The sequence below is a fragment of the Neobacillus niacini genome (genome assembly GCF_019749295.1).
Classification (GTDB): Bacteria; Bacillota; Bacilli; order Bacillales; family Cytobacillaceae; genus Neobacillus; species Neobacillus niacini_D.
In genome coordinates this window covers 1-24,250 of record NZ_JACWFG010000004.1, presented here as the reverse complement: position 1 = coordinate 24,250, position 24,250 = coordinate 1, and the positions used below count along the sequence as shown (strand labels likewise).

The following is a 24,250-nucleotide window of genomic DNA, read 5'->3' as shown; positions in this document are numbered from 1 at the left end:
CCCAGAATAACTCGGGTCTCTTATTTTGTTTCTTATTTTCCTAGTCCGTTTTTAGTTATTCCAAAGCTCTACTCTTTCCTTAATTAATTCTGTACGCATTGCTTCTGCTTCTTTTGCACCAGCCTTATCAATTTCTTTTAAGAAGCTGTCATAGATTTTATCAAAGTCAGCAGGCTTTGCTAGAATGGCCTCTGGAATACGTTTCTTCACGATATCTAGTACTTTTTGTTCGATTAGTGCTAGATCTGAATCACTTGGAACTTGGATATTAAAAGCAACCCCCCAAGGTTTTACAGGGAATTCATCTTTTTGCGGATATAAATCTCTCCACATTTCAACGCCAAGGTTAGAAAGCACCTCTTTTTCTACATCCGTATAAGAATCTTTTACTTGCTCTGGAGAAGCGATAGTATAGGTCTGTCCATTGGAGTCAAGAACTCCATCGCCATATGACGGTGCAAATCCTTTAAGAACACCAATTCCCGTTTCTTTTACATAGTTAGCATTGTTATTTCTTTTATCCATTTCTTCGTCAGAAATGACTCTTTTACCATCTTCGATTGTGTAGTGTTCCCCTTCAATACCCCAGTTTTGAAGCATTTGACCTTCTTCTGAAGCAAGATAATCAAGGAACTTAATCGCTGCTACTGGATCTTTACAATCAACAGTAATACCAATACCCCATCCTGCCAGGTAGCCAGCATCTTGGAAATTTGCGTGTTTCATGTCCTCGTTTAACGTTGCAGGGTATAGTCCATACATTTTGTCATGTAACCCCTGTTCACGTAATGAGCGCTGTGCCTCAGCAAATTGCCAATCATCATCAATGATCCCTAATACACGGCCGGAAGATAATTTTGCTAAGTATTGATCGTATTTTTGAACAAAGCTTTCAGGGTCTAATAATCCTTCAGCATTCATGTGGTTTAACCAGCGGAAATACTCTTTTTCCTCCGGACGTTTGTAATGGAAGATGGCTTCATATGTTTTAGGATCAACATAGAATTCACCATCATCTGATACTCCTGTTGTCCAGAAAGCTGGATTAGTGGTAGAAATCATAATACGCCAATCATCTGCGAGTAATGATAATCCAATTGTAGGCTGCCCGTTTACTTCTGGGTACTTTTCTTTATATTGTTTAATCGCGTTTTCATAATCCTTTAGCGTTTTGATCTCAGGAAATCCTAATTCCTTTACTACTGAGTGCTGTAGTCCAACACCATGGCCTGGACTAAAATATTGTGTATCTACTGGAGTGGTTGGCAAAATATAGATTGATTCGTCTTTACTGCTCCATTTTAAACGGTTCATGTAATCGCCATAGATTTTTTTCAAGTTTGGAGCATGCTCTTCTATAAGGTCAGTAAGATCGATAAGTGCACCTGCTTCAACTAATGTTCCTGCTCCGCCTTTGGGAGTGATTAAGTCTGGGTATTCGCCGCTTGCAACCATTAAGGCAATTTTTTGGTCTCCGCCATTTACGTCAAATTCAGGTTTTAATGTTACTCCTGTTTTTTCTTTTACTACTTTACTGACAGGGCTGCCCATATCATCCCATTGGGAATGTGGATCAGCACTGAATAATGTGAACTCTGTTAGCCCTTCTTTATTTTTCTCACCTTCACTATTAGACTTACTTGTACAGCCAGAAACAATTAGTACAAAGCAAGCAGCTAATAACAAAGTAATTTTGCTCATACGCTTTTTCATGTTATATCCCCCTATAGTCTCTTATTGGATTTTACATCGACGAATCGTTATATCACCTATACTCTTACCTTCCTTTCTCCAATCACCCCCTGCAGTTACGTTTTAGTAACAAGGTATCCTTACTATCACCCTAACTTTTTACTGCGCCAATCGTCATTCCTTGCACAAAATACTTTTGAACAAAAGGATAGATGATTAAGATAGGTACAATCGTAACAATGGAAATGGCCATTTTTATTGATTCAGGAGAAACAAATGTTTTTAATTGATCCGCTGTCATCCCTTTCATCGAATTCGGATCTGTACTTCCCATTGACGTGTTTTGTAAGATTTTCATTAATTCGTACTGTAAGGTAGTTAAATTCTCATTCATGCTGTTGTATAAATACGTATCAAACCAGGAGTTCCAATGCCCAACTGCAACGAATAATGCAACCGTTGCCAAAACAGGCTTACACAATGGCATGATAATTTTCCAGAAGATTGTAAAGTCATTTGCCCCATCAATCTTTGCTGATTCCTGCAAAGCATAGGGAAGTCCATCAATAAAGGACCGAACTATGATAATATTAAAGGCATTTACAATACCAGGGATAATGTAAACCCAATAACTATTAATTAATCCTAAATCCCTGATTAACATGTAACCGGGAATCAGCCCGCCTGAGAAATACATCGTCAGGACAATAATGGTTGAGAACCATTTCCTGCCTTGAAAGTCTGCACGGCTTAGTGTGTATGCAACCATAGCAGAAGAAAGCACTCCTAGGATTGTCCCAATAATAGTACGAGAAGCTGAGTTTATAAATCCTGTAATCAAATTATCGTATTGGAATATTTCTTTATAATTGTCCAATGTAAACGATCTTGGCCATATATGAATACCGCCTCGAACAGTATCTAGTGACTCATTCAGGGAAATGGCTAATACGTTTAAAAAAGGATATAGAGTGATTACCGAAATAAAGAGCAGATAGATATATATAAAACTATCAAACAAACGATCTTTCATTACTGTTTTGCTAAGTGTAGTATGTCTTCTCAATATTGTTCCTCCTTACATTACACTGGAGTTTGAGTATTTCTTGAAAATTCCATTGGCCACAAATAATAGAATAATACTGATAACAGAGTTAAATATGCCAATCGCAGTCCCATATGAGAACCGGCCTAACCCGATTCCATAATTCAATGCATACAAGTCTAGTACTTCTGCATAATCAACGACTAAGTTATTCCCTAACAGCATTTGTTTCTCAAACCCAATACTTGTCAAATGGCCGATATTTAGAATTAATAAAACGAGTATCGTTGGCCTAATACCTGGAAGCGTTACATGCCAAATTTGTCTCAACCGTCCTGCACCGTCTACCTTTGCTGCCTCATATAACTGGGAGTCAATTCCTGAGATTGCAGCTAGGAAAATGATCGCATTCCATCCCATCTCTTTCCAAATATCAGAAGCTACGACAATACTCCAAAAATACGTACCTTCTGCCATAAATTGGGCAGGTTTATCGAGAATGCCTAAGCTTATTAACATTTCATTAATCACGCCGCCATCCGTAGAGAGCATTTTGGTCACGATACCCGCAACAACCACCCAGGATACGAAGTGAGGCAAATAAGTAATGGTCTGGACTGTCCGTTTAAATACGGACAACCGTACTTCATTTAACAGGACCGCAAAGATAATCGGCATTACAAAACCAACCGTTAAACCAAGCAGGCTCATACCAAGTGTATTTCTAAGTGCCCGATAAAACCGTTCGTCTGAAAACAGTTCTATAAAATGTTCGAACCCAACCCATTCTTGCTGGAAAAGAGATAGAGCTGGCTTATAATTTTGAAAGGCCATTGACCAGCCCCACAAAGGAAAATAATTAAAAACAATAACTAAAAGGACAAAAGGGACAGACATTAAATATAAATACTTTTGCTGTACAAATGTTTTCCAGAAGCTCTTTTTCTTCGGTTTTTGAATAATAGTCATTGTTCTCTCATTGCTAGTAACCGCTTTCACCCATTAGACCTCCTTCTTACTTATATACCAATGATAACGCATTCATAGTTGTCATAATACCTAACAAATTGAAACAAAAATCATATAAAATTTTGATATAAGTCTGCCAAACATTCATAAAAAAAGAACGTACACCGATAGAAACGTGTACGTTACAGCTTTTCCTTTCTAAAATTACTCGGAGACATTCCAATATATTTTTTAAATTTATTATGGAAATAATCTACATTAGAGTAACCAACCTTTTCTGCTACCTGATATACCTTCATACCACATGATAATAATTTCTTTGCATTTTCCATTCTAACTAGATCTAGATAGGTATTAAAATATTCCCCGGTATGGTTTTTGAAAATCTTACCCAAGTAGGCACTATTATAATCGAATACCTTAGCTAAACTTTCAAGCTTTAGATTTTCTTGATAGTTACGATGGATGAAATCCACAAGTTTTTTTAGCTGGTCTTCATAATCGCCAACATTTAGACTAGCAATCACTTTATTTAATAAATGATAAATAAACTCTAGTAATGAATTGATGGTAGGTTGTCTATTTATTTTGTGCAGTTCAGCATTTACATCAGATAATGTCTCGCCAAGCTCGGGCTTATTTACCGAACATTTACTAAAAACTAGAGATAATAAGCGTACATAATTAATTTTTATTTTCTCTTCACTATGATTGTTATTGATCATACTTTGAGCAGCATTTATAATTTCATCTTTCATTGCTTTTTCATTTAACGCATCAAGGGCAAAATATAACTTTTCTGCAAAGGAATGCACTGGAAATTCGTTTGACGTCATATCTTGCAGGTAATCCTTATTAGGTTGAAAAACTAGTTCTGAGTCACTTCTAAGAAATTTTGTCTCTTTATAAAAAAATTGAAAATCCAGTCTATTCTTTGTACTCCTATACTCTGTCCCTAAAGAGCTAACCTCATTAAAGACTTCACTTAGGCACATCCCAATCGATGAGTTTTTAAGATAACTTATCACTATTTCATAGAGTTCGTTATAAGATTTTAGGCTTGGTCTCATGTTCTTTAGCAAGATACAAAGATATTGATCTTTAATAAATAAATAGCCCCAATTCTCTTCAAGCTCTTGTGCTAATAGCTGCTTAAAATCCTCAAGTTCTAAGTTCGTATTGTGAAACAGTCTTATCATCACCAGTTGATAAAATCTTCCATCCAATCCAAGTTCAGAGATATCCCCATATACTTCCTCAATAGGCACCTGTTCATTACCGTCAATAATTGTCTGTAATAAAGTGTGTCTGACTTCCTGTAAACTGACTGTCCTTACCTGTTTCTCTGATTGATCTTTGTCAAAATTCAGCTTAATTCGTTGAATAAAGCCAATCAAATCCTCTTCCTCAACAGGTTTTAATAAATAACCTGCTACATTTTCTCTTATAGCCTTTTGGGCATATTCAAAATCGGCATATCCACTCAAAATAATAATCTGTACCTTTACATCCTCTTTTCTAATTGTTTCAATCAGTTCTATACCGCTCATCCTTGGCATCCGTATATCGGCGATGATTAGGTGTATTTCATTTACCCTGAATATTTCTAAAGCCTCTTTCCCATCTCTTGCTGTTTCGATTACTTGGAAACCATACTCTTCCCACGGTATAAGTGTTTTCATACCTTCTCGGATTATCGGCTCGTCATCAACTATTAACACGTTATACATGATTATTCCCCCTTACTGGTAAGACAAATGACACCTTCGTCCCACTATTAGGATTGCTCTTAATGGATAGACCGCTTCTGTCTCCAAATGTAAGTGTAAGCCTTTGATGCACATTCACTAAGCCAATTCTATTTCCTCTATTATCCTCTGTTTTTTCTAGTATCTTGTTAATTGATAACAATTGATCATCACTGATACCTTTGCCATTATCTGAAACCATTACATGTAATTCCTCTTCTATCATCGTTGTTGTAATTTCTACCGTTCCCCCATGCGATTGGTCTTCTAAACCGTGAAGTACTGCATTCTCTACAAGAGGCTGTATGATAAGAGGATGTATTAAAATATTTTCTGTTAAGGGGTCAATATTTAATGAATAGGATAATCGATCATCATAACGGAACTTCTGAATATCCAGGTAACACTTAACTAAGTCTATTTCACTTTGTAACGGTACCATTTCACCTGTAACAGATATGCTTTTTCTCATTAATTTTCCGAGCAGCTTGACTACCCCTGCAATTTCCTTTTCACCTTTCATATGAGCTTTCATCCTAATCGATTCCAGGGCATTGAAAAGGAAGTGAGGGTTGATTTGACTTGCCATCATCTTCAGTTTAATTTCCTGTTGACGCTTCTCTAAAATGTTGTTTTTGATATGAGCTTTCTCCACTTCGTCTATTAGCTCTTTAATATTACCTACCATATGATTTATCTGATTTGATAATAGCCCTATCTCATCCTCCCCATCCACATGGATATCAACGGTCAAATTACCATCTGAAATCGTATCGATTTGTTCTCCGAGTCTTAGGAACCTGTTGGCTAGAAGTTTTGAGAAGAAGTAGATTAACATAACAGCAATAACTAAACTGAATCCGATTACAACAAAGCCCAACAGGAGAAATCGATTGGCATCACCCATAATAATCTTCTTAGGTATGACGGAAACGAACCTTACCTTATTAGAACTAATCTCTGGTAATAAATTATCGACGATTACCTCAGATTCTTCTCCATCCACTTCTCCAGTAAATGTACCCGACCATTCACTAGGGGGGATATCGATCTTAACTACTTCATCAATCTTTTTTCCGATAAATTTATTTCGGTTAGATACTACAATATAGTCATTGTCATCTAGAATCATCACTGGCGTTCGTTCTTGGCTGAGTATATCCGACAGATGATTATTGTTCACATTGATCACAAGCACCGCATTTGTATCATAATCGTGGTAGTTTATATTACGAACCAAACTTAAGTATTTCCGATTCTTTTTCGTCTCATCAGGAATATAATACCAACCTATTAATCCATGAGCCTCTTTAGCTGATTGATACCAAAATTCTCTATTAATCGTGTATTCCGGCATAAACCTCCAGTTATTTAACATCGTTTCATTCTTTGTATAAACACGTATATTTGAAATTTCTTGATACGTTTTAAGGTATTCTTCAAATTTACGATACTGATTATAGGCTGAAACGACCTCATGAATGGTGTGATATTGTGTATTAACTAATTCCTTTAGCTCACTATCTAAGGTTAAATTGTTGGATACATAAATCGCCTTTTCTAATGTCTCAGCCGTCCGCTTTTTAACCCTTTCTAAATCTGAAGACACTTGTTCTTTTGTCTCAGAGAGAGCATTCGATCTTAATTCGTGCGTTAAAAAAGAACCAACAATGAGCAGTGGAATGAAAACAGCGATGATAAATGAAAATACTAGCTTAGAATGGAGCTTCATATTATTAAAATAGTTTTTAATTTTCCTCATAAAATTGCACCACCAAAACAATTACGCGTAAGCGCTTTAATTCTTAACCTATCAAGTATATTTTTTATTCTATAGTAGTTTATAAGATTAGCAATTATTTTGGTGATAAAAAAACTCCTCTACCCAAAGAGGCTAGTTAAATAGCCCCTCCGTTTTTCCCCTTACTCTTGTTCAATAATAGCTGCGTCAAATGAACCTAGTTCAATAGATTCCACTACATTGCTTTGGGTTAATAGATTGACACCTCTAATACCTGGCAGTTCAACACTTACAGAATCATTAGTATGATTTAATACAAAAATAAAAACTTTATCTCCCTTTTTTCGTTTTGTTATTTCTATCCCAAGTTTGTTTGCTGCAATTTCATTTTTTATTCCCTTCTCTTCGGCAATTCCATCCATTAAGTCTGCTAAAAATGCTTGATCAGGGCTTGAGGCAATATACCATGCCTGCCCTTTGCCGAACTTATTCATTGTTACCGCTGGTCTGCCCTGATAGAAATCTTCCCCGTACGAAGCTATTATCTCCGCACCTTCAGAATGAATAAGATCAAATAACAGATTGCACGCGTAGGTCCCCTTTAAATTTCCATATTCCTTCTCCATCACAATCTTATTACTATGTTCGGGAGGAAGTGCATCAATTTCTTCTGACCATATTCCTAATACCTTACGAAGTTCACCAGGGTAACCCCCTAGCACGACAAGATCATTTTCGTCTACGATTCCACTGAAGAAGGTTGTTAAAAATGCTCCGCCATTTTCTACAAATTCCTCTATCTTTTTAGCATAACCATGCTTTACCATATACAAAACGGGTGCGATGACAACTTTGTATGGAGTTAAATCTGCTTCTACACTTACCAAATCAACTTGAATATTCATATCAAACAATGCTTTGTAGTATTTATGAACTTCATCTACATATTTCAATGCTATGGACGGACCACTTGAATATTCAACCGCCCACCAGTTTTCCCAGTCAAATACAATCGCTGCTTTAGCAATAACTCTTGAATCTAATAACCTATCACTTAATTGAACAAGTTCATTCCCGAGTTCTGCTACTTCACGGAAAACTCTCGTATTTTCGTGTCCAGCATGTTCAATCACAGCGCCATGAAATTTTTCACAGGCTCCCCTTGAACGTCTCATTTGGAAAAATAGAACGGAATCAGACCCATGAGCAACTGCCTGATAACTCCATAAGCGCATCACTCCTGGACGTTTTAAAGAGTTATAGGGCTGCCAATTTTGCTGGCTTGGTGTTTGTTCCATTAACATAAAGGGTTCTCCATTCTTTAACCCTCTCATTAAATCATGCATCATGGGTGTATAACTGACGGGTGTATCCATTGATGGGTAATTATCCCAAGCGATTACATCCATATAAGGGGCCCATTTCTGGTAATCTAAAGGTTTATAAGCTCCCATAATATTTGTAGTTACAATTGTTTCCGGTACAGCTTTTTTTATGATCTCGTATTCCATTTTATGGCATTCTAACATACTATCAGAATTAAACCGGACATAATCTAATGAAATTCCTTGAAACATCGTTTGCCTTTCACCGAAGTGCTCACTTAAAAGATTTGGTGTTACAATTTCATCCCAATCGTAAAACGTATGTCCCCAAAAGCTGGTATTCCAGGCTTTATTGACGTTATCTAATGTTTCGTATCTCTTTTTTAGCCAAACACGAAATTCCTTCTCACAATTTTCGCAATAGCAGGCGCCGCCCCATTCGTTCGATATATTCCAAAGCAGTACAGCCGGATGATCTTGATAACGTGCAACTAGTTTTTCAACAAACAGAGATGCATATTTTCGATAGGTAAGACTGTTTGGACATGAGTTATGCCTGCCGCCAAACTTCCTTTTCTTTCCATCAAATTCAGTCCTAAGGATATCAGGGTACTTCTTAGCCATCCAGGCTGGATGGGCGGCTGTTCCTGTTCCAATCCCAACTTGAATCCCATTGTCATATAACGTGTCAATCACTTCATCTAACCAGGAAAAGTCATAGGTAACCTCGTCCTTTTGAGAAGCTGCCCACGCAAATATATTGACTCGAACAAAGTCAATGTTAGCCTTTTTAAACATCCTTATATCTTCATACATGGTGTCTCGGTCATACTGTTCTGGGTTGTAGTCTCCGCCATAAATCATTTTTGAGATTTTTGTACTAATCATACCTTCACTCCTCATCTACAGGTTTACAAGCACCACTTTTTACTCCAGTGCCATTACTTTGATTTTTTCATTCTTCCCTAATGTCAGCTCATTAGCTGTTACGACAGTACCATCTTCTTTTTCCATTTTTATTGTTTTGCCCTTGTATGAAACTTTTAGCTGGTTTTGACTACTTGATGTTATTTCTGCTCTTTTTAGTCTGCCTTCAGCCCACTCTATCTTTACCTCAAACCCACCTCTTGTTCTTAAGCCGCTGACTTTACCATTTCTCCATGCATCGGGTAATGCAGGTAAAAGTTCAATTTCCCCCAAATGGCTTTGGACGAGCATCTCTGCGATTCCTGCAGTCCCGCCAAAGTTGCCGTCAATCTGGAAGGGAGGATGATCATCGAAAAGGTTCGGATGTGTGGAACGTGCTAATAATGTTTGTACATATAAATGTGCATTTCTATCATCGTGAAGACGAGCAAATAGATTTATAAGCCAAGCACAACTCCAGCCGGTATGCCCGCCGCCGTTCTCTAAGCGGAAGGCTAAGGATTTTTGTGCTGCCTCAACTAAATTCGGGGTTTCTTTATGATTAATCTGGCTGCCTGGGTATAATCCATATAAATGGGATACATGTCTATGACCAGGTTCATACTCAGGAAAATCCTCCACCCATTCCTGCAAACGTCCATTAGAATTAATCTTGAATGGCACCAGCTTTTCTAATGCATGGGAGAGCTCGTTTGTGAAATCATCTTGAATGCTTAATCGATGACCTGCATTTAGACAATTTTGAAATAACTCTCTAATTAACGTTACATCCATTGTTGAGGCATAAGAAACAGCTGTTGGCTTACCATTATGGGATAGAAATTTATTTTCCGGTGATGTTGATGGATTTGTGACTAAGTATCCATTTGGGCTTTCTATTAACCAATCTAAGCAAAACTGTGCTGCGCCTTTCATCAAGGGGTAGGCTTTTTCCTTAAGGAATTTCTCATCTCTAGTGAATAAAAAGTGTTCCCATAAATGACTTGTCAGCCAAGCCCCTGCCATTGGCCAAAAAGCCCATGAAGCTTGCCCCGATGTAGGAGTAGACATCCTCCATAAATCAACATTGTGGTGAACCGCAAAACCCCTTGCTCCATATAGTTCTTTTGCTGTTTTTTCTCCTGTTAAACATAAATCTTCAATCATAGTAAATAGTGGTTCATGACATTCTGTTAGATTACATACTTCTGCTGGCCAATAGTTCATCTCCGTATTGATATTGGTCGTATAGTCACTGTTCCAAGGCGGTTGGATATATGGGTTCCATATTCCTTGGAGATTTGCTGCCTGAGTACCGGGTCGAGAACATGTAATCAACAAATATCGTCCATACTGGAAATACAACGCCTCCAGCGAAATATCATTCCGGTCACTTTTATAACGTTCCAGTCTTTCGTTTGTAGGCAATTCTTTATATTGTTCCTCTCCATTTAGAACTAGAGAAACGCGATTAAATAAGGCTTGATGATCCTCAATATGACGATATTTTAATGCATCAAAATCTCTTGTTGCTGCTGTGGTTAAAATCGTCTCACACTTATTTTCAATGATGCTTAAATCATGGCTGGGAATTTCATTAAAGGCTGTAAAATTTGTTTTAGCAGTCAGCAGTAATATAACTTCATTCTCACCGGTAATATCCATTTTTCCATCTGCGAATGATATGTTCCCTTTAGCTGCCAGCATATGAATTTGTAACCTTAAACCTCGATGCTCATCGTATAAAATCTCACCAGGGTTTTTCACGGAAATAGGGCTATTTCCTTTCAGAATGAGCTCGTTGTGGGTTTCTGTAATTCCATGAGGGTGTAATGAGTCCAGCTGAACTCTCAGGTGTATTGCAGGACCGCTGGGACCTTCAGCTCTAACCCTTATAGCAAGAACCTGATCAGGGTAACTCACAAATGTTTCTCTGCGATACGTATACTCCTTATTCTGATATTCAGTCAAGGCAACCGCAGTCTGTAAGTCCAATTCACGCCGAAAGCTTGTTACAGCTCCTTCACATATATGTTCAATGATTAAATCACCTAGAGGCTGGTACGCTTCACAATCTTCTCCAACCATATTCTCTTCTATTAACTGCTCAGCCTCGGAATACTCACCTTTAAAAATAAGCTCTCTTGCCTTCTCTAATGTATGAAGGGCATTTTTATTTATCTTTGCTCCTGGTTCCCCCGACCACAGTGTATCTTCATTCATCTGAATTCTTTCATACTTTGCACCTCCGAAGACCATGGATCCTAATCGTCCATTTCCAATAGGCACTGCTTCTTCCCACTTCGAGGCAGGAGTTGTATACCATAATTTCAAATCATTATTTTTGGCGGTTTCCACTATTTCACCTCTAATTTGAAAAGGTCAGTAGGCATGACTGCCTGCCTGACCTTCTCACCTTTATAGTCCTAGTCTCTAAACTAAGCAATGAAACGGAAATAACTAATCAATATCTCACCATTACTTACAAAATAAATCTTGGTATTTACGGCATCTTCAGGTAATGCAACTGGTCCTGTTACGGTATGCCAGCTTTGACTACCTCCTGTGTTATGGACCGCCAGCTGGCCAATCTTTTCTCCTTCAGGAGATCCTAGATAAATATCAATCTCAGCTTTTTCCGATTGGTTGGCAGCACGAACCTCAATCGATTGTAAGCCTCTGCTAGCATCTACATCGGAAAACATAATCCAAGATCCTGGTTTCATCTGGACGGAATGACCGCCTTCTTTACACTCATCGATGACAGTCTCATTATAATCATCATAGTTTTCTGCTCTTGTATTCACGTAGAGATTTCGTAAAGGTATGGTTTCTCCATTTACCTTTACTACTTCCTGCAGCTGTATATCAGAGGATGATTTACCAACCAATAACTCATATAGTCCTGATTCCACACAATATTTATCCCTTGTAACATCCCAAACACTTAGTTCGCTTGCACTTATGGTAAATTGTACTTCCTGTGATTCTCCAGCTTTGATTGAAACTCTTTTAAAACCAATTAGCTGTTTAAGCGGCCTTTGGAATCGTGAATCTAGTGAACGGAAGTATAATTGTACGACCTCATCACCATCAAGGGTACCCTGATTTTTCACGTTAACACTTAGTGTTACTCCTTCGTGCTCATTTATTTCGCTGGCATTTAGTCTAAGATTACTATATTCGAAATTTGAATATGATTTTCCATGGCCAAATGGATAGAGTACATCTCCATCGAAGTACTGATATGTGCGCTTACCCTTAATAATGTCGTAATCTAAAATATTGGGTAATTGACTGACAGAATGGTACCATGTCATATTTAATCGTCCTGCTGGATTATAATCACCAAATAATACATCGCTTATGGCATTCCCTAATTCTTGACCGCCATGTGAGGTGTAAAGGATGGCAGGGATATTTTCATCCACCCAATTTATGGCAAAAGGGTAGCTTCCAACAACAACTACAATGGTGTTAGGGTTCGCTTTATATACTTCTTTAATTAATCGTTCTTGTGCTAATGCTAAAGTAATATCCGGCCGGTCCATTTCTTCCTTGCCATTAACAACAGGATTATTTCCGACAAATACAATCGCTACATCAGATTCTTTTGCTGCTTTAACCGCTTCTTCCAGACCATTTTCTATTATTTCTTTTTCCAGTAATAGTGATTTACTGCTCTCTTTATCCTCAGAAACCTGTAATTTGCCGGTTTCACCTGCTGTGACAGCATGATTATTCCAAGTTGACAGTGTAAGCTTGCCTTCACTTTCAGGAATAAAATGGAGAACCTCTTTTACAAACCATCCATAGATTTCATCAGCAGAGGCCGCAATATTTTTATCGTCAGCACTGGTTACGTACTTACCATTATCCAAGGAACGGGCTGTATATCTACCCCATCCCCAATCCGATAGCTCAAACACTGCTGCTTCATGATTATCTTGCTTCGTAATGATTAGCGGACTGTTTTCTTCTGCTCCTATAGCAATAAACTCAGTTCCCTGTTTTAGCATGATCTTATCATTTCCGCTATGGAATGTTACTTGTTTTCCTTCTAACTTGTTTTTTATTCCTTCGTAAGGGGTAGTGGAATAAGGGAAATCTCCTGAATACCAATCTCGATAAACGATGTCTCCTAACGGTCCGATGACGGATACCTTTTTAAGAGCATTCTTACTTAATGGTAAGATGTTATTTTCATTTTTTAACAGAACAACTGATTCCTTAGCGGCACGATTCGATATTTCAGCGTGTTTATGATCACAAATAATGGATTCAGTAATGGTTGAATAGGGATTATTTTCAGCTGGGTCAAATTCTCCCAACCGAAAACGGACCCTGAACGTATTTCTCAACGCACAATCTAAGTCATTTTCATTGATTAAATTTCTTTCCACTGCTTCGAATATTGCCTTTGTGGTTTCGTCAAAATCATCTGTCATACTATCAATTCCATTTTTAATCGCATCAGCAGCCGATTGGGCATGATTATCATAATAGCCATGATCTCTTACCACCCCTAATAGATCTGCTGCATCACTGACTATGAATCCGTTCATTCCCCATTTTTCTTTTACGATTTCTTTGACATAAGGATGAAGAATGGCCGGTGTCCCATTAATGGAGTTATATGCCGTCATCATGGAGTAGGCACCGCCTTCTTTAAAAGGCAGTTCAAAGGCTTTCAGATAATATTCGTGCATATTTCTAGGATCAATACTTGCTGAACAGCTCCCACGGTCAATCTCATTGTTGTTAGCTAGAAAATGTTTTAGCGTCGCAACAGCTTTGAAGAAAAACGGATGATCGCCTTGAATGCCTTTTACTAAGGAGGCGGTTAGTTTTCCTGTTAAATATGGATCCTCACCATATGCCTCTTCTGTTCTTCCCCACCTTGGGTCTCTTTCCATATCAACAGTGGGGGCCCATAATGTTAACCCATTGACTTCTGGATTTTTCTTATGAAAAGCCCTGGCTTCACTGCTAATGACATCCCCAACTTCCTTCAGTAATTCTTGGTTCCACGTACATGCTAATCCTATGGTCTGAGGAAACGTGGTTGCCTTCCCTAACCAGGCCATACCGTGGGCTGCTTCCGTTCCCTGTTTATGTGCTTTTATTCCAAGTCGGTCGATTGCTGGTTGATATTGACACATTAAATTAACCTTTTCTTCTAATGTTAATCTTGAAAGAAGATCATTTAATCTAGTTTCCAATGGTATTTCGGGATTTTGAAAGGGAAATTCATATATCTTTTTTTCTTCGATTCTTTCCATCTATTTCTCATCCTCGCTATTTATTTTTAATAATGTCGTGTAGGAAACGGTTACAAAAGTGAAAACATTAAATGTAATCGCTATCTTAACTCTAGCACCTTTCCATGGTACCTAAACACCCTAATTATTATAGAAATAATCCATTGAAATTTAGAGATAAAAGAAGGTAAGAATAATTTGGTCAATAGGACCAATAAATTAATAGATTTACAAAGTTAAATTTATGTGGTTTATTGAAAAAAGATGAATGGAAGAGGAGTGGAAATCATTGAATAATGTATTTGGGAGAATCCAGCCCGTTTTTGAGTGGATTACGAATTTGGCTGCCTTAAATATAACATGGTTAGTTTTTATTTTTCCTATAGCTTATTTAAGCTTGCTTCTTGTCCTTGTTGAACACACAAGTCAGGTTCTTATGATCATCCTAAGTATTGTAGTCTTATCACCATTCTTGTTATTTCCTGCCACTGCGGCTATGTTTGGAGTTGTTAGGAAGTGGTTCATGAAAGAGGAAATTAAAATTGTTCCATCCTTCTGGAAGTTTTATAAAGAGAATTATAAACGGAGTCTCTTCGGCGGATTTATCCTATCCTTCCTATGGTTAGTGGGGGTAGTTGATTACTTATACATCAAATCGGATGTATCTTTTGTAAATTACATTGTTTTATTTATTTTAGCCTTCTTGTTTCTTTATACTTTGTACTTTTTCTCAGATACAGTACATACAGAATCAAAACTTACACAGAGCTTAAAAAACGTTCTGATTATTACCATCGCAAATCCGATTTTCTCTTTCGGGATTGTAGTAATTTGCATCATTGTTCTCTTTGTTAGTATTAGCTATCTTCCCTTTCTAATCATTCTCTTTATCGGCCCCTCTATTGCCATACTTGGTTTTTATGGCTATCAAAAAGTATTTACAACTATTTTAAGTGTACAGAAATAATATTTTCATTGAAAAAGAGAAAGATTGTAGATGGTTACTCTACAGTTCTTTCTCTTTTTATTTCATTATTGGATTTAGCTGCGAAACGTTTTTGAACACAATGTTAAATCGTCAATTTTAGAAATAGCCGGTTCAAAACCAATCCCTGGGAGATCAGGTACGTGAATATATCCGTCATTCATGACAACTTCAGGATTGATAATATCCTGTTTCCAGTAGTGAGAAGATGGAGCCGTATCTCCTGGAAGCGTAAAGTTAGCCAGCGATGTGATCGCAATATTGTGAGCTCTGCCTATTCCTGCCTCAAGCATGCCGCCACACCACATCGGAATATCGTTTTTCAAACATAAGTCATGAATCTTTTTTGACTCTGTTAATCCGCCAACACGCCCAATTTTTAGATTCATTATTTTACAGCTTCCGAGCTCTATAGCTTTTCTCGCATCTTCTGCTGTATGAATGCTTTCATCAAGACAGATGGGAGTTTGCATACTTGCCTGCAGTCTTGAATGGTCAATAATATCATCACATGCCAGGGGTTGTTCAATCATCATTAGATTGAACTGATCCAATTGTTTTAAATGTTCAGTATCATCAAGCGTATAGGCACAATTGGCATCTGCCATTAGCGGGACGTCTGGAAACTGTGCACGAATAGATTTTAGGATATGAATATCCCAATCAGGCTTAATCTTTACTTTTATTCTTTTATATCCCGCTTTTAGATATCCTTCAATTTGGCGGAGCATCTTGTATTCCGATTCCTGGATACCGACGCTCACTCCAACTTCAATTTTATCTTTTACACCGCCAAGTGCCTTTGCAAGTGGAATGTTTTGTTCTCTTGCGTATAGATCCCAGACGGCACATTCCAGGGCAGCTTTTGCATTATAGTTCCCACGGATAGGCTTAAATCTTTCTGAGACTTCATCTGGATGCTGAATTGGCTCTTTTAGTAAAAGCGGAATTAGAAAGTCACTCATAATATGCAAATTTGTTTTCACAGTTTCTTCATTGTATATGGGTTCAATAATGGAAACTGACTCACCCCATCCGGATAAGCCGCTCTTTGATTTAACTTCTACCAGAATAAAGTCTTTGTCATACTCAGTCCCCACACTTGTTGTAAAAGGATTCAATAGATCCATTTTTATATGTCTTAACACAATGCTTTTAATCTCCATTTTGATATCCCCTCATTACTTTTTCTGTAAGAGATAATTGTAAAGATTAGGATTTTCCAAATCTTTTACTAAGTCTACCGCTCTCCAGCCCATGCTGAAATAATGTTTAAAAACAGCTTGAGTGTACTCCCTCCAGGCTATCCCAAGGGACAAGCTGTACTTTTTCAATTCTTGAAAATTACCCGGTACAGGTACAAGAAGGGTTTGGCTCTTGTGATTCAAATCCATTTTCTCTGGTATTGAAAAGCCATCCCTTATACTCGTTAAAATTGCCCTTGGATAATCCATTTCGATGTCAGACTTACTTCTTTTTTTCGAATCGTTTAGCACCCATTCTACTAAAAAGCGGTCAGACGGAATTCCAGCATTTAGCTTGTCATCCATTTCCCCATAAACATTTTCCAAGTAAGTAGAACAGACCGCACCAAGCTTATGTAAATTTAAATACCCATTCACGGTTTCAAGTGGGTCATATGTCCATGTGATTAGATTGTAGCCTATTTCCGCTGCGGTTTCCTTTTGCGCCCACTTCAGTCTTTCACCGATTCCGTACTTTCGAAATTCCGGATGAATGCCTAAGGAATGCGAGCAAAGATAGATATTTTCCCCGTCATAACCTGGAAAACTATATTGGAATCCAATCAGTTGTTGTTCGAAAAAAGCACCTAGAACGAAGCCGCCGTTTTTCACAGCGGCCATCGTTTGATTCACAGGTACAGCTTCTTCCTTACTCCAGATGAGTTCCTCTAGCTTCCGTACAGCTTCAAGTCCCTCAATGGTTTCAATCGTACTAATTATAGTTGACGATACATCCTCTTTTTTCAAAAAGATGCCTCCTCTTTTAAAAAATAATATGCGCAATAAGTACTACGATTGGCAATGTAATAATGGTACGCAGCAGGAAAATAAGCACTAAATCTTTGAACGAAATCGGAAGCTTAGAACCAAGAAGCAAGCCGCCCATTTCAGACATATAAACGAGCTGTGTTACAGAAACACAGGCAATAATAAATCGAGTCATTTCACTTTCAATTCCACTGCCGATTACAGCAGGCAAGAACATATCTGCAAAACCGACAACCATTGTTTGAGCCGCTTCTGCCGCTTCTGGAACCTGCATGAATGCTAAAATAGGCTCAAATGGCTTTCCAATAATCGTGAACACTGGTGTATATTCCGCAATCACCAATGCGGTTGTTCCAATCGCCATAACGATTGGCAGAACTCCCATCCACATATCCAATACATTGCCAATTCCCTCTTTAATTACCTGGGAGACACTTGTGTTTGTTTGTGCTTTCTTTACAGCTTGGTTTAATCCCCAGCGAGCAGGAGAAAATTCAGAAGGAATAGCCTGTTCAACTTTAAATTCTACACCATCGTATCCAGTATCTGATTTTCTAGAAAGCGGCGGGATGCGCGGCATAATTACTGCTGCCACTAACCCTGCAAAGACAACCGTTGCGTAATAATGAATGAAATATTCACCAAGGTTTAAATATTGGGCTACAACAATTGTAAACGTGATCGATACAACAGAGAAAGTGGTTGCAACGACTGCTGCTTCCCGCTTTGTGTAATAGCCATCTTCATATTGCTTAGTTGTCAGCAGTACTCCGATTGTTCCGTCCCCTACCCATGAAGCTAAACAGTCTAATGATGAACGGCCTGGTAAATTGAATACAGGTCTCATTATTTTTATTAATAACGCCCCAAAAAACTCAAGCAAACCAAAATTTAATAAAAGCGGCAGTAAGAAACCGGCCAATAAAAAGGTGGTAAATAGGATCGGCATTAAGTCGTAGATTAAAAGTGCCCCCGTATTTTCTGAATAAATCATTTCAGGTCCTATTCCAAATAGTGTAATAGCTGCAAAGATTAGACCCAAAAATCGTGCAGTCAGCCAAAACTTATTAACATTCAGCAGTTTATTTAAAAAATGGTTTGTAATAATAAAATTTGGTTTAAATACTACAGCAATAAAAGAACCAATCACCGATAAAGCAATAACTGCAACTGTGATGGGCGGAATGGTGTCACCCAATAGTGCATTAATTTGGCTTGCCAGGTATGCGACTGGGATAGTGATACCATCTTCCGCTTGAAACGGAATCATAAACAATATAACTCCTATTAATGAAGGAATAATAAACTTTAAATAATCCGAATATGATTTCGCAGGTACTTCTTTCCCTGCTGTTAACTCCTTAGAAAAGCCACTCATTTGATTTCCCCCTTATTTGTTTGTTTTATGCAACGTGAATTTATTCTAAAAATAATCCTTGGTCTGCATAGAGTTGTTCCAACTTTTTCTGGCGTCTGCTAATGCTCACGATGTCCTGATGTTGAATGGCCGCGATTAAAATCTCTAATAAGGTGATAACAGACGCAATCGAGTGATAATCAGAATCCATCTGTTCTTCTGTTGTTAAGGTGATTTTTGCAATCTGGCCAATTGGTGATAACTGGCGGTCGGTAATTGCTATAATTTTAGCGCCTTGTTGCTGCGCAAATTTTACTAGCTTAAGAGATTCTTTTCTGTAACGCGGAAAAGAAAACATCACTACAACTGATTGTTCAGTTAAGTCTGAAATATCCTCAAGCAGTAAACCCGATGGTGTAGATATACATACGTTTTCTCTCATTTGTTTGAGGGTGTAATAAAACCAATAGGCAGCACTGTAGGAGCTGCCAAATCCCCCAATATAGACGCAATCACCCTTAATGATTTCATCTGCAGCTTTCCAAACCTCTTTCGTGTTCAATTGCTGCAGAATCTGCTCCAATATACTTTTTTCCTGTTCTACCACTCTGGAAAATAGCTGGTTTTCAGAAACCTCCTCCATTGAGGACGTTCCTTGTTCATTACTTGGATACTTACTCAAAAGCCAATCTTTACGAAGTTTCTCCTGCATTTGTGAAAAGCCGCTAAAGCCTAGGGCATATGCAAGCCGAATCACGGTGGTTTCACTAACACCAACTTTTCTGCCAACCTGGAAGGCCGTCATTAGTGCCGCTTCATTGACATGCTGAACAAAAAATTCAGCTGCCTTTTTTTGACCAGGTGATAAGGATGAAAAGTTCTCTTTGATTAATTGATTTAATGATAAATCATCCATAGTTTCCCCTCACAATGCCGAAGAAGGAAAAACTTCATATATAACTCCTTCATACGCAACTAATTTATATATATCTCACACATTTAAAAGTTATTTTTAGTTCTAGAACAACCACATTGCTAAACCGAATGAAAAACTTCATAGATAGAATAATACAGCATAAAATACTTCACAGGCAAGATAAATTTGTATTTTTACCCTAAAAATATTATATTTATACATTCTTGCTAGTTGGTAAAATTAGACTATTAAATTAGACTATTAAATTAGAATACCTCCATATTTTATACCACCTATAGACCTAAGACTTCTTCCCCTTACGTAATAGATAGAACTTTTTTATTATTAGGAAGGAATGTCCCAAAATTATAGAAAAAAAATAATACTAAAACGAAGGTTTGTACTTAATATCCTGACTAGGCACACCTACGCTCGTGTTCTTTTTTATATAGCTAGGGGATTCTGTTATTTTTTGCAGTTATAAATACTATATTACTAGGAGAGTGAACATGTTGAAAAAGAGTAAATTACGTAATGCAAAAAGTATATTATCATCATCTCTAGCTATAACACTTCTTGCATCTCCATTCTTTTCAGCAACACAAGTAAACGCAGCACCGAAAACAGACAAAAGTCCTGTCTTAGATCTACGGCTTATGGAAACTACAGATATACATACAAATCTATTAAACTATGACTATTACAAAAATGCAGAATACCTGAAAGTTGGCTTAGCTAGTACAGCAGCTCTTGTAGAAGCTGCCCGTGCTGAAGCAGCAAACAGTGTATTGGTTGATAATGGCGACTTAATTCAAGGGACTCCATTAGGAACGTATAAGGCAAAAATTGATCCGCTTGAAGACGGAGAAGTTCACCCTGTATTTAAAGCAATGAACCAGATGGACTATGATATTGCTACATTAGGTAACCACGAGTTTAACTATGGTCTCGATTATCTTGAAGAAGCATATGATGATGCCAATTTCCCTTACGTCAATGCAAACGTTTATGTAGATGACCATGATATGAATCCAGATAATGACCAGAATAAATTTACTCCCTACAAAATCATTAACAAAAAAGTAGTGGACCAACAAGGAAAAAAACATGTTATTAAAGTTGGTTTTATCGGGTTCGTTCCTCCTCAAATTAACGAGTGGGACAAGGCCAATCTTGACGGAAAAGTAATTACCAAAGACATTGTTGAAAGTGCAAAGAAATTTATTCCGCAAATGAGAGAAGAAGGAGCAGATGTTATTGTTGCCATGACTCACTCTGGATTTAGCGGTAATAAAAACAGTTCAGAAGATGTCATTTATGCATTAAGTGAAGTAAATGGTATTGACGCGATTACCTTCTCGCATACTCACAAACTGTTCCCTGCAAAAGACATTAAATCACTTGACGGTTTATTCAAGGGAGCTGACGGTCAGCCACTAGATGGTGTAGACAATGAGAAAGGAACGATTAACGGAGTTCCAGCAGTTCAGGCTGGTTACGGCGGCGGTTCTTTAGGTATTATTGACCTTTCTTTGAAAAAGGAAAAAGGGAAATGGTCAGTAGTAAGCTCAAAATCTCAAACACGTGATATTTCTTCCGTGAAACCTGTTCAATCTATCGTCGACGCCGTTAAGGCAGATCATGAAGCAACTGTGGAGTATGTAAATACTCCTATCGGTAAGACAACTGACGACATACACAGCTATTTCTCACTCGTACAAGATGATCCTTCGATCCAAGTGGTGACAAATGCACAAAAATGGTATGTAGAAAAATACATTGCCCAAAGTAAGCCTGAATATCAGGACCTGCCAATCCTTTCTGTAGGGGCACCTTTTAAAGCAGGACGTAACGGAGTGGCAGAATACACTGAAATCCAAGCAGGTGATTTAACCATCCGCAGTGCCGGGGACTTATACCTGTATGACAACACATTGAAGGCTATTAAGGTGAAAGGCTCTGTAGTAAAAGAGTGGATTGAAATGACCGCTGGGAAGTTCAACACAATCGACCCTTCTAAAACGGAAGAACAAGCATTATTAAATCCAGCTTTCGCCGTTTATAACTTTGACGTTATTGACGGAGTTCAATATCAAATTGATGTTACTGCTCCGGCTAAGTACGACCCAGCTGGAAATATTATTAACCCAGATTCAAACCGTGTAGTGAACTTAACTTTTAACGGTCAGCCTGTGGATCCAAACCAAGATTTTATTGTTGTTACCAATAACTATCGTGCTGGCGGAGGCGGTAACTTCCCTGGAGTAAAAGGAAGCGAATTAGTGGTTGACTCTGCTGATGAAAACCGTCAAATTTTGATGGACTATATCACGGAGATGAAGGAAATCACTCCAACAGCTGATAACAACTGGTCCATTGCTCCAATCCCTGGAGATGTGAACGTTACCTTTACAACATCACCAGCAGCTGAAAAGTACCTTAATGAAGGAAGCAACATTTCTTATACTGGGCAAACAGATGCTTCTGGATTTGGAATTTTCAAATTGGACATTGGTTTTACACCTGTTAATATCCAGCTTCTTGGATTAAACGATTTACACGGTCAGTTGGATACGGATACAAAAGTAAAAAGAGATGGACTAGATGTATTGGCTGGCAGCATGGAATACACAGCTGCAGCCATCAAGCAGCGTGAAGCTACAAACGAGAACACATTAGTAGTTCATGCTGGTGACATGATTGGCGGCAGCCCGCTAGTGTCAGCATTATTCCAGGATGAGCCTACGGTTGAAGTCTTGGAAGCAATCGGCATGGATGTCGGTACACTTGGAAATCATGAATTCGACGAAGGGATTTCCGAATTACAACGTATGATCAATGGTGGTGAGCATTCATCTGGAAAAGCTACTGAAGACTATGACGGAATGAATTTCCCCGTTATCGCAGCTAATGCTTTTGATAAATCAACAGGTGAATTAATTACAGGTAAAGCATATGAAATTAAAGAAGTTGCTGGTCAAAAAATCGGATTTATCGGGGTCGTTACACAAGAAACTCCAGAAATGATAGTAACAAAAGGAAATGAAAATCTTCTAATTACTGATGAAGCTGCTGCAATTAATAAGCAGACAGAAGAGTTAAAAGCACAAGGGATTGAAGCAATCGTAGTTTTAGCGCATAATCCTGCAAGTCAAGACGGCTACACTGATGGATTTGACGCTTCAAGAATTGCTGAAACAGTAGATGATGAAGTAGATGTTATCTTTGCTGCTCATAACCATGTTTTCAATGATAAAGTAGTAGATAACAAGTTAATCGTTCAAGCTTATTCTTATGGTTCAGCATTCTCTGATGTGGATTTAGTAATTAACCCTGAAACAGGAGATATTGTCAAAAAAGAAGCTGAAGTAGTAACTGTATATCAATCCGATTACACTCCCGATCCTGTAGTTTCAGCGATTATGAAAAAGTACGAGGATTTAGTTGCTCCACAGAAAGCAGAAGTAGTAGGAAACTCTGCAACAACCTTAGCTAAAGGGTATCCGTCAACAGCTGGAGAGTTTGCTGACAATGGTCTTGGCAATTTAATTGCTGATGGCATGAAAGCAGCTATGGACTCAGATTTCGCCCTAATGAATGGCGGCGGCGTTCGTTCACAGCTTGACGCTGGTGAAGTAACTTTCGGGGATTTATTCGCTATTCAACCATTTGGGAATGTATTAAATGAGACATACCTAAGCGGTGCTGATTTAGAAGTAGTGTTAAATAATCAGATTACAGCACGCGGTCTTGATTTCCATATTGCCGGATTTAAGTATACTTACACATACGATGCTGCTACAGGTACTGGTAAGGTTGTCGACATCATCTTGCCAGATGGCAGCAAAATTGATCCTGCTAAAGAATACTCCGTTGTAATGAACAACTATATGTACGGTAATGCCGGCTATGGAATTAGTGCTTTGGCATCCGGCTTAGAAGTAGGTACTGAAGACTTAGAAGCAACGGTGGAATATGTAAAAACTCTTCCATCACCATTTGAATACAAAGCAGAAGGACGTATAAAAAAAGTAACACCTTAATAGTTATTAAAAGCAGCCTAACAAAGCGGAAAATTCTCTTTGTTAGGCTTTTTTTATTTGCTGGCTACTTTTTTAATAATAGGCTCTGCTTTGATTTTACTGTGTTTGAAAAATAAGCGGAGTTTTTCCGTTTAAATTGGGAAATACCTATATTTCCTTAATAATAAGCGGAGTTTTTCCGCTTATTGTTTCTAAATCCTTGTAATTTGTCTTATTTGAAGCAGTTAAGCGGAATATCTCCGCTGATATG

At 38.0% G+C, this 24,250-nt stretch carries 14 protein-coding genes; 2 read left to right on the top strand and 12 right to left on the bottom strand.

The features are described 5' to 3' along the window. Positions 1-51: 51 nt before the first annotated feature. The 8 genes from H0184_RS07685 to H0184_RS07650 all read right to left on the bottom strand — a co-directional run bounded on the left by H0184_RS07685 (position 52) and on the right by H0184_RS07650 (position 14,708). Positions 52-1,713, bottom strand: coding sequence for an ABC transporter substrate-binding protein (locus H0184_RS07685; protein ID WP_221823136.1), 1,662 nt, complete (start codon positions 1,711-1,713; stop codon positions 52-54). A 130-nt stretch (positions 1,714-1,843) separates the two neighbouring features. After that, positions 1,844-2,725 carry a carbohydrate ABC transporter permease gene (locus H0184_RS07680; protein WP_221823491.1) on the bottom strand — a complete coding sequence of 294 codons (882 nt, stop codon included), beginning with the start codon at positions 2,723-2,725 and terminating at the stop codon, positions 1,844-1,846. Between the two features lie 45 nt (positions 2,726-2,770). Beyond that, the gene (locus H0184_RS07675) at positions 2,771-3,736 is read right to left on the bottom strand and encodes an ABC transporter permease (protein WP_313771732.1); all 966 of its coding nucleotides are present in this window, start codon (positions 3,734-3,736) and stop codon (positions 2,771-2,773) included. A 152-nt stretch (positions 3,737-3,888) separates the two neighbouring features. Beyond that, entirely contained in the window at positions 3,889-5,436 is a 1,548-nt protein-coding gene (locus tag H0184_RS07670) for a response regulator transcription factor (RefSeq protein ID WP_221823135.1), read from the bottom strand. Continuing rightward, entirely contained in the window at positions 5,429-7,216 is a 1,788-nt protein-coding gene (locus H0184_RS07665; protein WP_221823134.1) for a cache domain-containing sensor histidine kinase, read from the bottom strand. Before H0184_RS07665 ends, H0184_RS07670 begins: the two co-directional genes overlap by 8 nt. A 161-nt stretch (positions 7,217-7,377) precedes the next feature. Continuing rightward, positions 7,378-9,408: a beta-galactosidase gene (locus H0184_RS07660; RefSeq protein WP_221823133.1), complete on the bottom strand. Its 2,031-nt coding sequence runs from the start codon at positions 9,406-9,408 to the stop codon at positions 7,378-7,380. Between the two features lie 39 nt (positions 9,409-9,447). Next, the gene (locus tag H0184_RS07655) at positions 9,448-11,784 is read right to left on the bottom strand and encodes a glycoside hydrolase family 95 protein (protein WP_313771731.1); all 2,337 of its coding nucleotides are present in this window, start codon (positions 11,782-11,784) and stop codon (positions 9,448-9,450) included. Between the two features lie 80 nt (positions 11,785-11,864). Then, positions 11,865-14,708, bottom strand: a complete 2,844-nt coding sequence (locus H0184_RS07650) for a glycoside hydrolase family 3 protein (RefSeq protein ID WP_221823131.1) — start codon at positions 14,706-14,708, stop codon at positions 11,865-11,867. A gap of 268 nt (positions 14,709-14,976) precedes the next feature. On the opposite strand from H0184_RS07650, the gene H0184_RS07645 reads away from it, so the two are divergent. Continuing rightward, the gene (locus H0184_RS07645) at positions 14,977-15,654 is read left to right on the top strand and encodes a YesL family protein (protein ID WP_221823130.1); all 678 of its coding nucleotides are present in this window, start codon (positions 14,977-14,979) and stop codon (positions 15,652-15,654) included. A 74-nt stretch (positions 15,655-15,728) separates the two neighbouring features. Here the strand turns inward: H0184_RS07645 and menC are convergent, their stop codons facing one another. Genes menC through H0184_RS07625 form a run of 4 tightly spaced genes read right to left on the bottom strand, consistent with a single transcriptional unit; the run spans position 15,729 to position 19,957 of the window. After that, complete coding sequence (menC, locus tag H0184_RS07640; protein ID WP_221823129.1) at positions 15,729-16,838, bottom strand: o-succinylbenzoate synthase; 1,110 nt, start codon at positions 16,836-16,838, stop codon at positions 15,729-15,731. Between the two features lie 15 nt (positions 16,839-16,853). Next, positions 16,854-17,663 carry a GNAT family N-acetyltransferase gene (locus H0184_RS07635; protein WP_221823128.1) on the bottom strand — a complete coding sequence of 270 codons (810 nt, stop codon included), beginning with the start codon at positions 17,661-17,663 and terminating at the stop codon, positions 16,854-16,856. Between the two features lie 16 nt (positions 17,664-17,679). Continuing rightward, complete coding sequence (locus tag H0184_RS07630; protein WP_221823127.1) at positions 17,680-19,062, bottom strand: YjiH family protein; 1,383 nt, start codon at positions 19,060-19,062, stop codon at positions 17,680-17,682. Between the two features lie 40 nt (positions 19,063-19,102). Further along, positions 19,103-19,957 (bottom strand): MurR/RpiR family transcriptional regulator, encoded by an 855-nt coding sequence (locus H0184_RS07625; RefSeq protein ID WP_221823126.1) that lies wholly within the window; start codon positions 19,955-19,957, stop codon positions 19,103-19,105. 509 nt (positions 19,958-20,466) lie between these two features. Between H0184_RS07625 and H0184_RS07620 the strand changes: the two genes are divergently transcribed. Then, complete coding sequence (locus H0184_RS07620) at positions 20,467-24,000, top strand: bifunctional 2',3'-cyclic-nucleotide 2'-phosphodiesterase/3'-nucleotidase (RefSeq protein ID WP_260631490.1); 3,534 nt, start codon at positions 20,467-20,469, stop codon at positions 23,998-24,000. Positions 24,001-24,250: the final 250 nt, after the last annotated feature.

Bases quoted from the DNA above. Each gene is read 5' to 3' on its own strand.
- H0184_RS07650 (WP_221823131.1), bottom strand. From the start codon at position 14,708: ATGGAAAGAATCGAAGAAAAAAAGATATATGAATTTCCCTTTCAAAAT.
- H0184_RS07670 (WP_221823135.1), bottom strand. From the start codon at position 5,436: ATGTATAACGTGTTAATAGTTGATGACGAGCCGATAATCCGAGAAGGT.
- H0184_RS07620 (WP_260631490.1), top strand. From the start codon at position 20,467: ATGTTGAAAAAGAGTAAATTACGTAATGCAAAAAGTATATTATCATCA.
- H0184_RS07680 (WP_221823491.1), bottom strand. From the start codon at position 2,725: ATGAAAGATCGTTTGTTTGATAGTTTTATATATATCTATCTGCTCTTT.
- H0184_RS07685 (WP_221823136.1), bottom strand. From the start codon at position 1,713: ATGAAAAAGCGTATGAGCAAAATTACTTTGTTATTAGCTGCTTGCTTT.
- menC (WP_221823129.1), bottom strand. From the start codon at position 16,838: ATGGAGATTAAAAGCATTGTGTTAAGACATATAAAAATGGATCTATTG.
- H0184_RS07625 (WP_221823126.1), bottom strand. From the start codon at position 19,957: ATGGATGATTTATCATTAAATCAATTAATCAAAGAGAACTTTTCATCC.
- H0184_RS07660 (WP_221823133.1), bottom strand. From the start codon at position 9,408: ATGATTAGTACAAAAATCTCAAAAATGATTTATGGCGGAGACTACAAC.
- H0184_RS07630 (WP_221823127.1), bottom strand. From the start codon at position 19,062: ATGAGTGGCTTTTCTAAGGAGTTAACAGCAGGGAAAGAAGTACCTGCG.
- H0184_RS07665 (WP_221823134.1), bottom strand. From the start codon at position 7,216: ATGAGGAAAATTAAAAACTATTTTAATAATATGAAGCTCCATTCTAAG.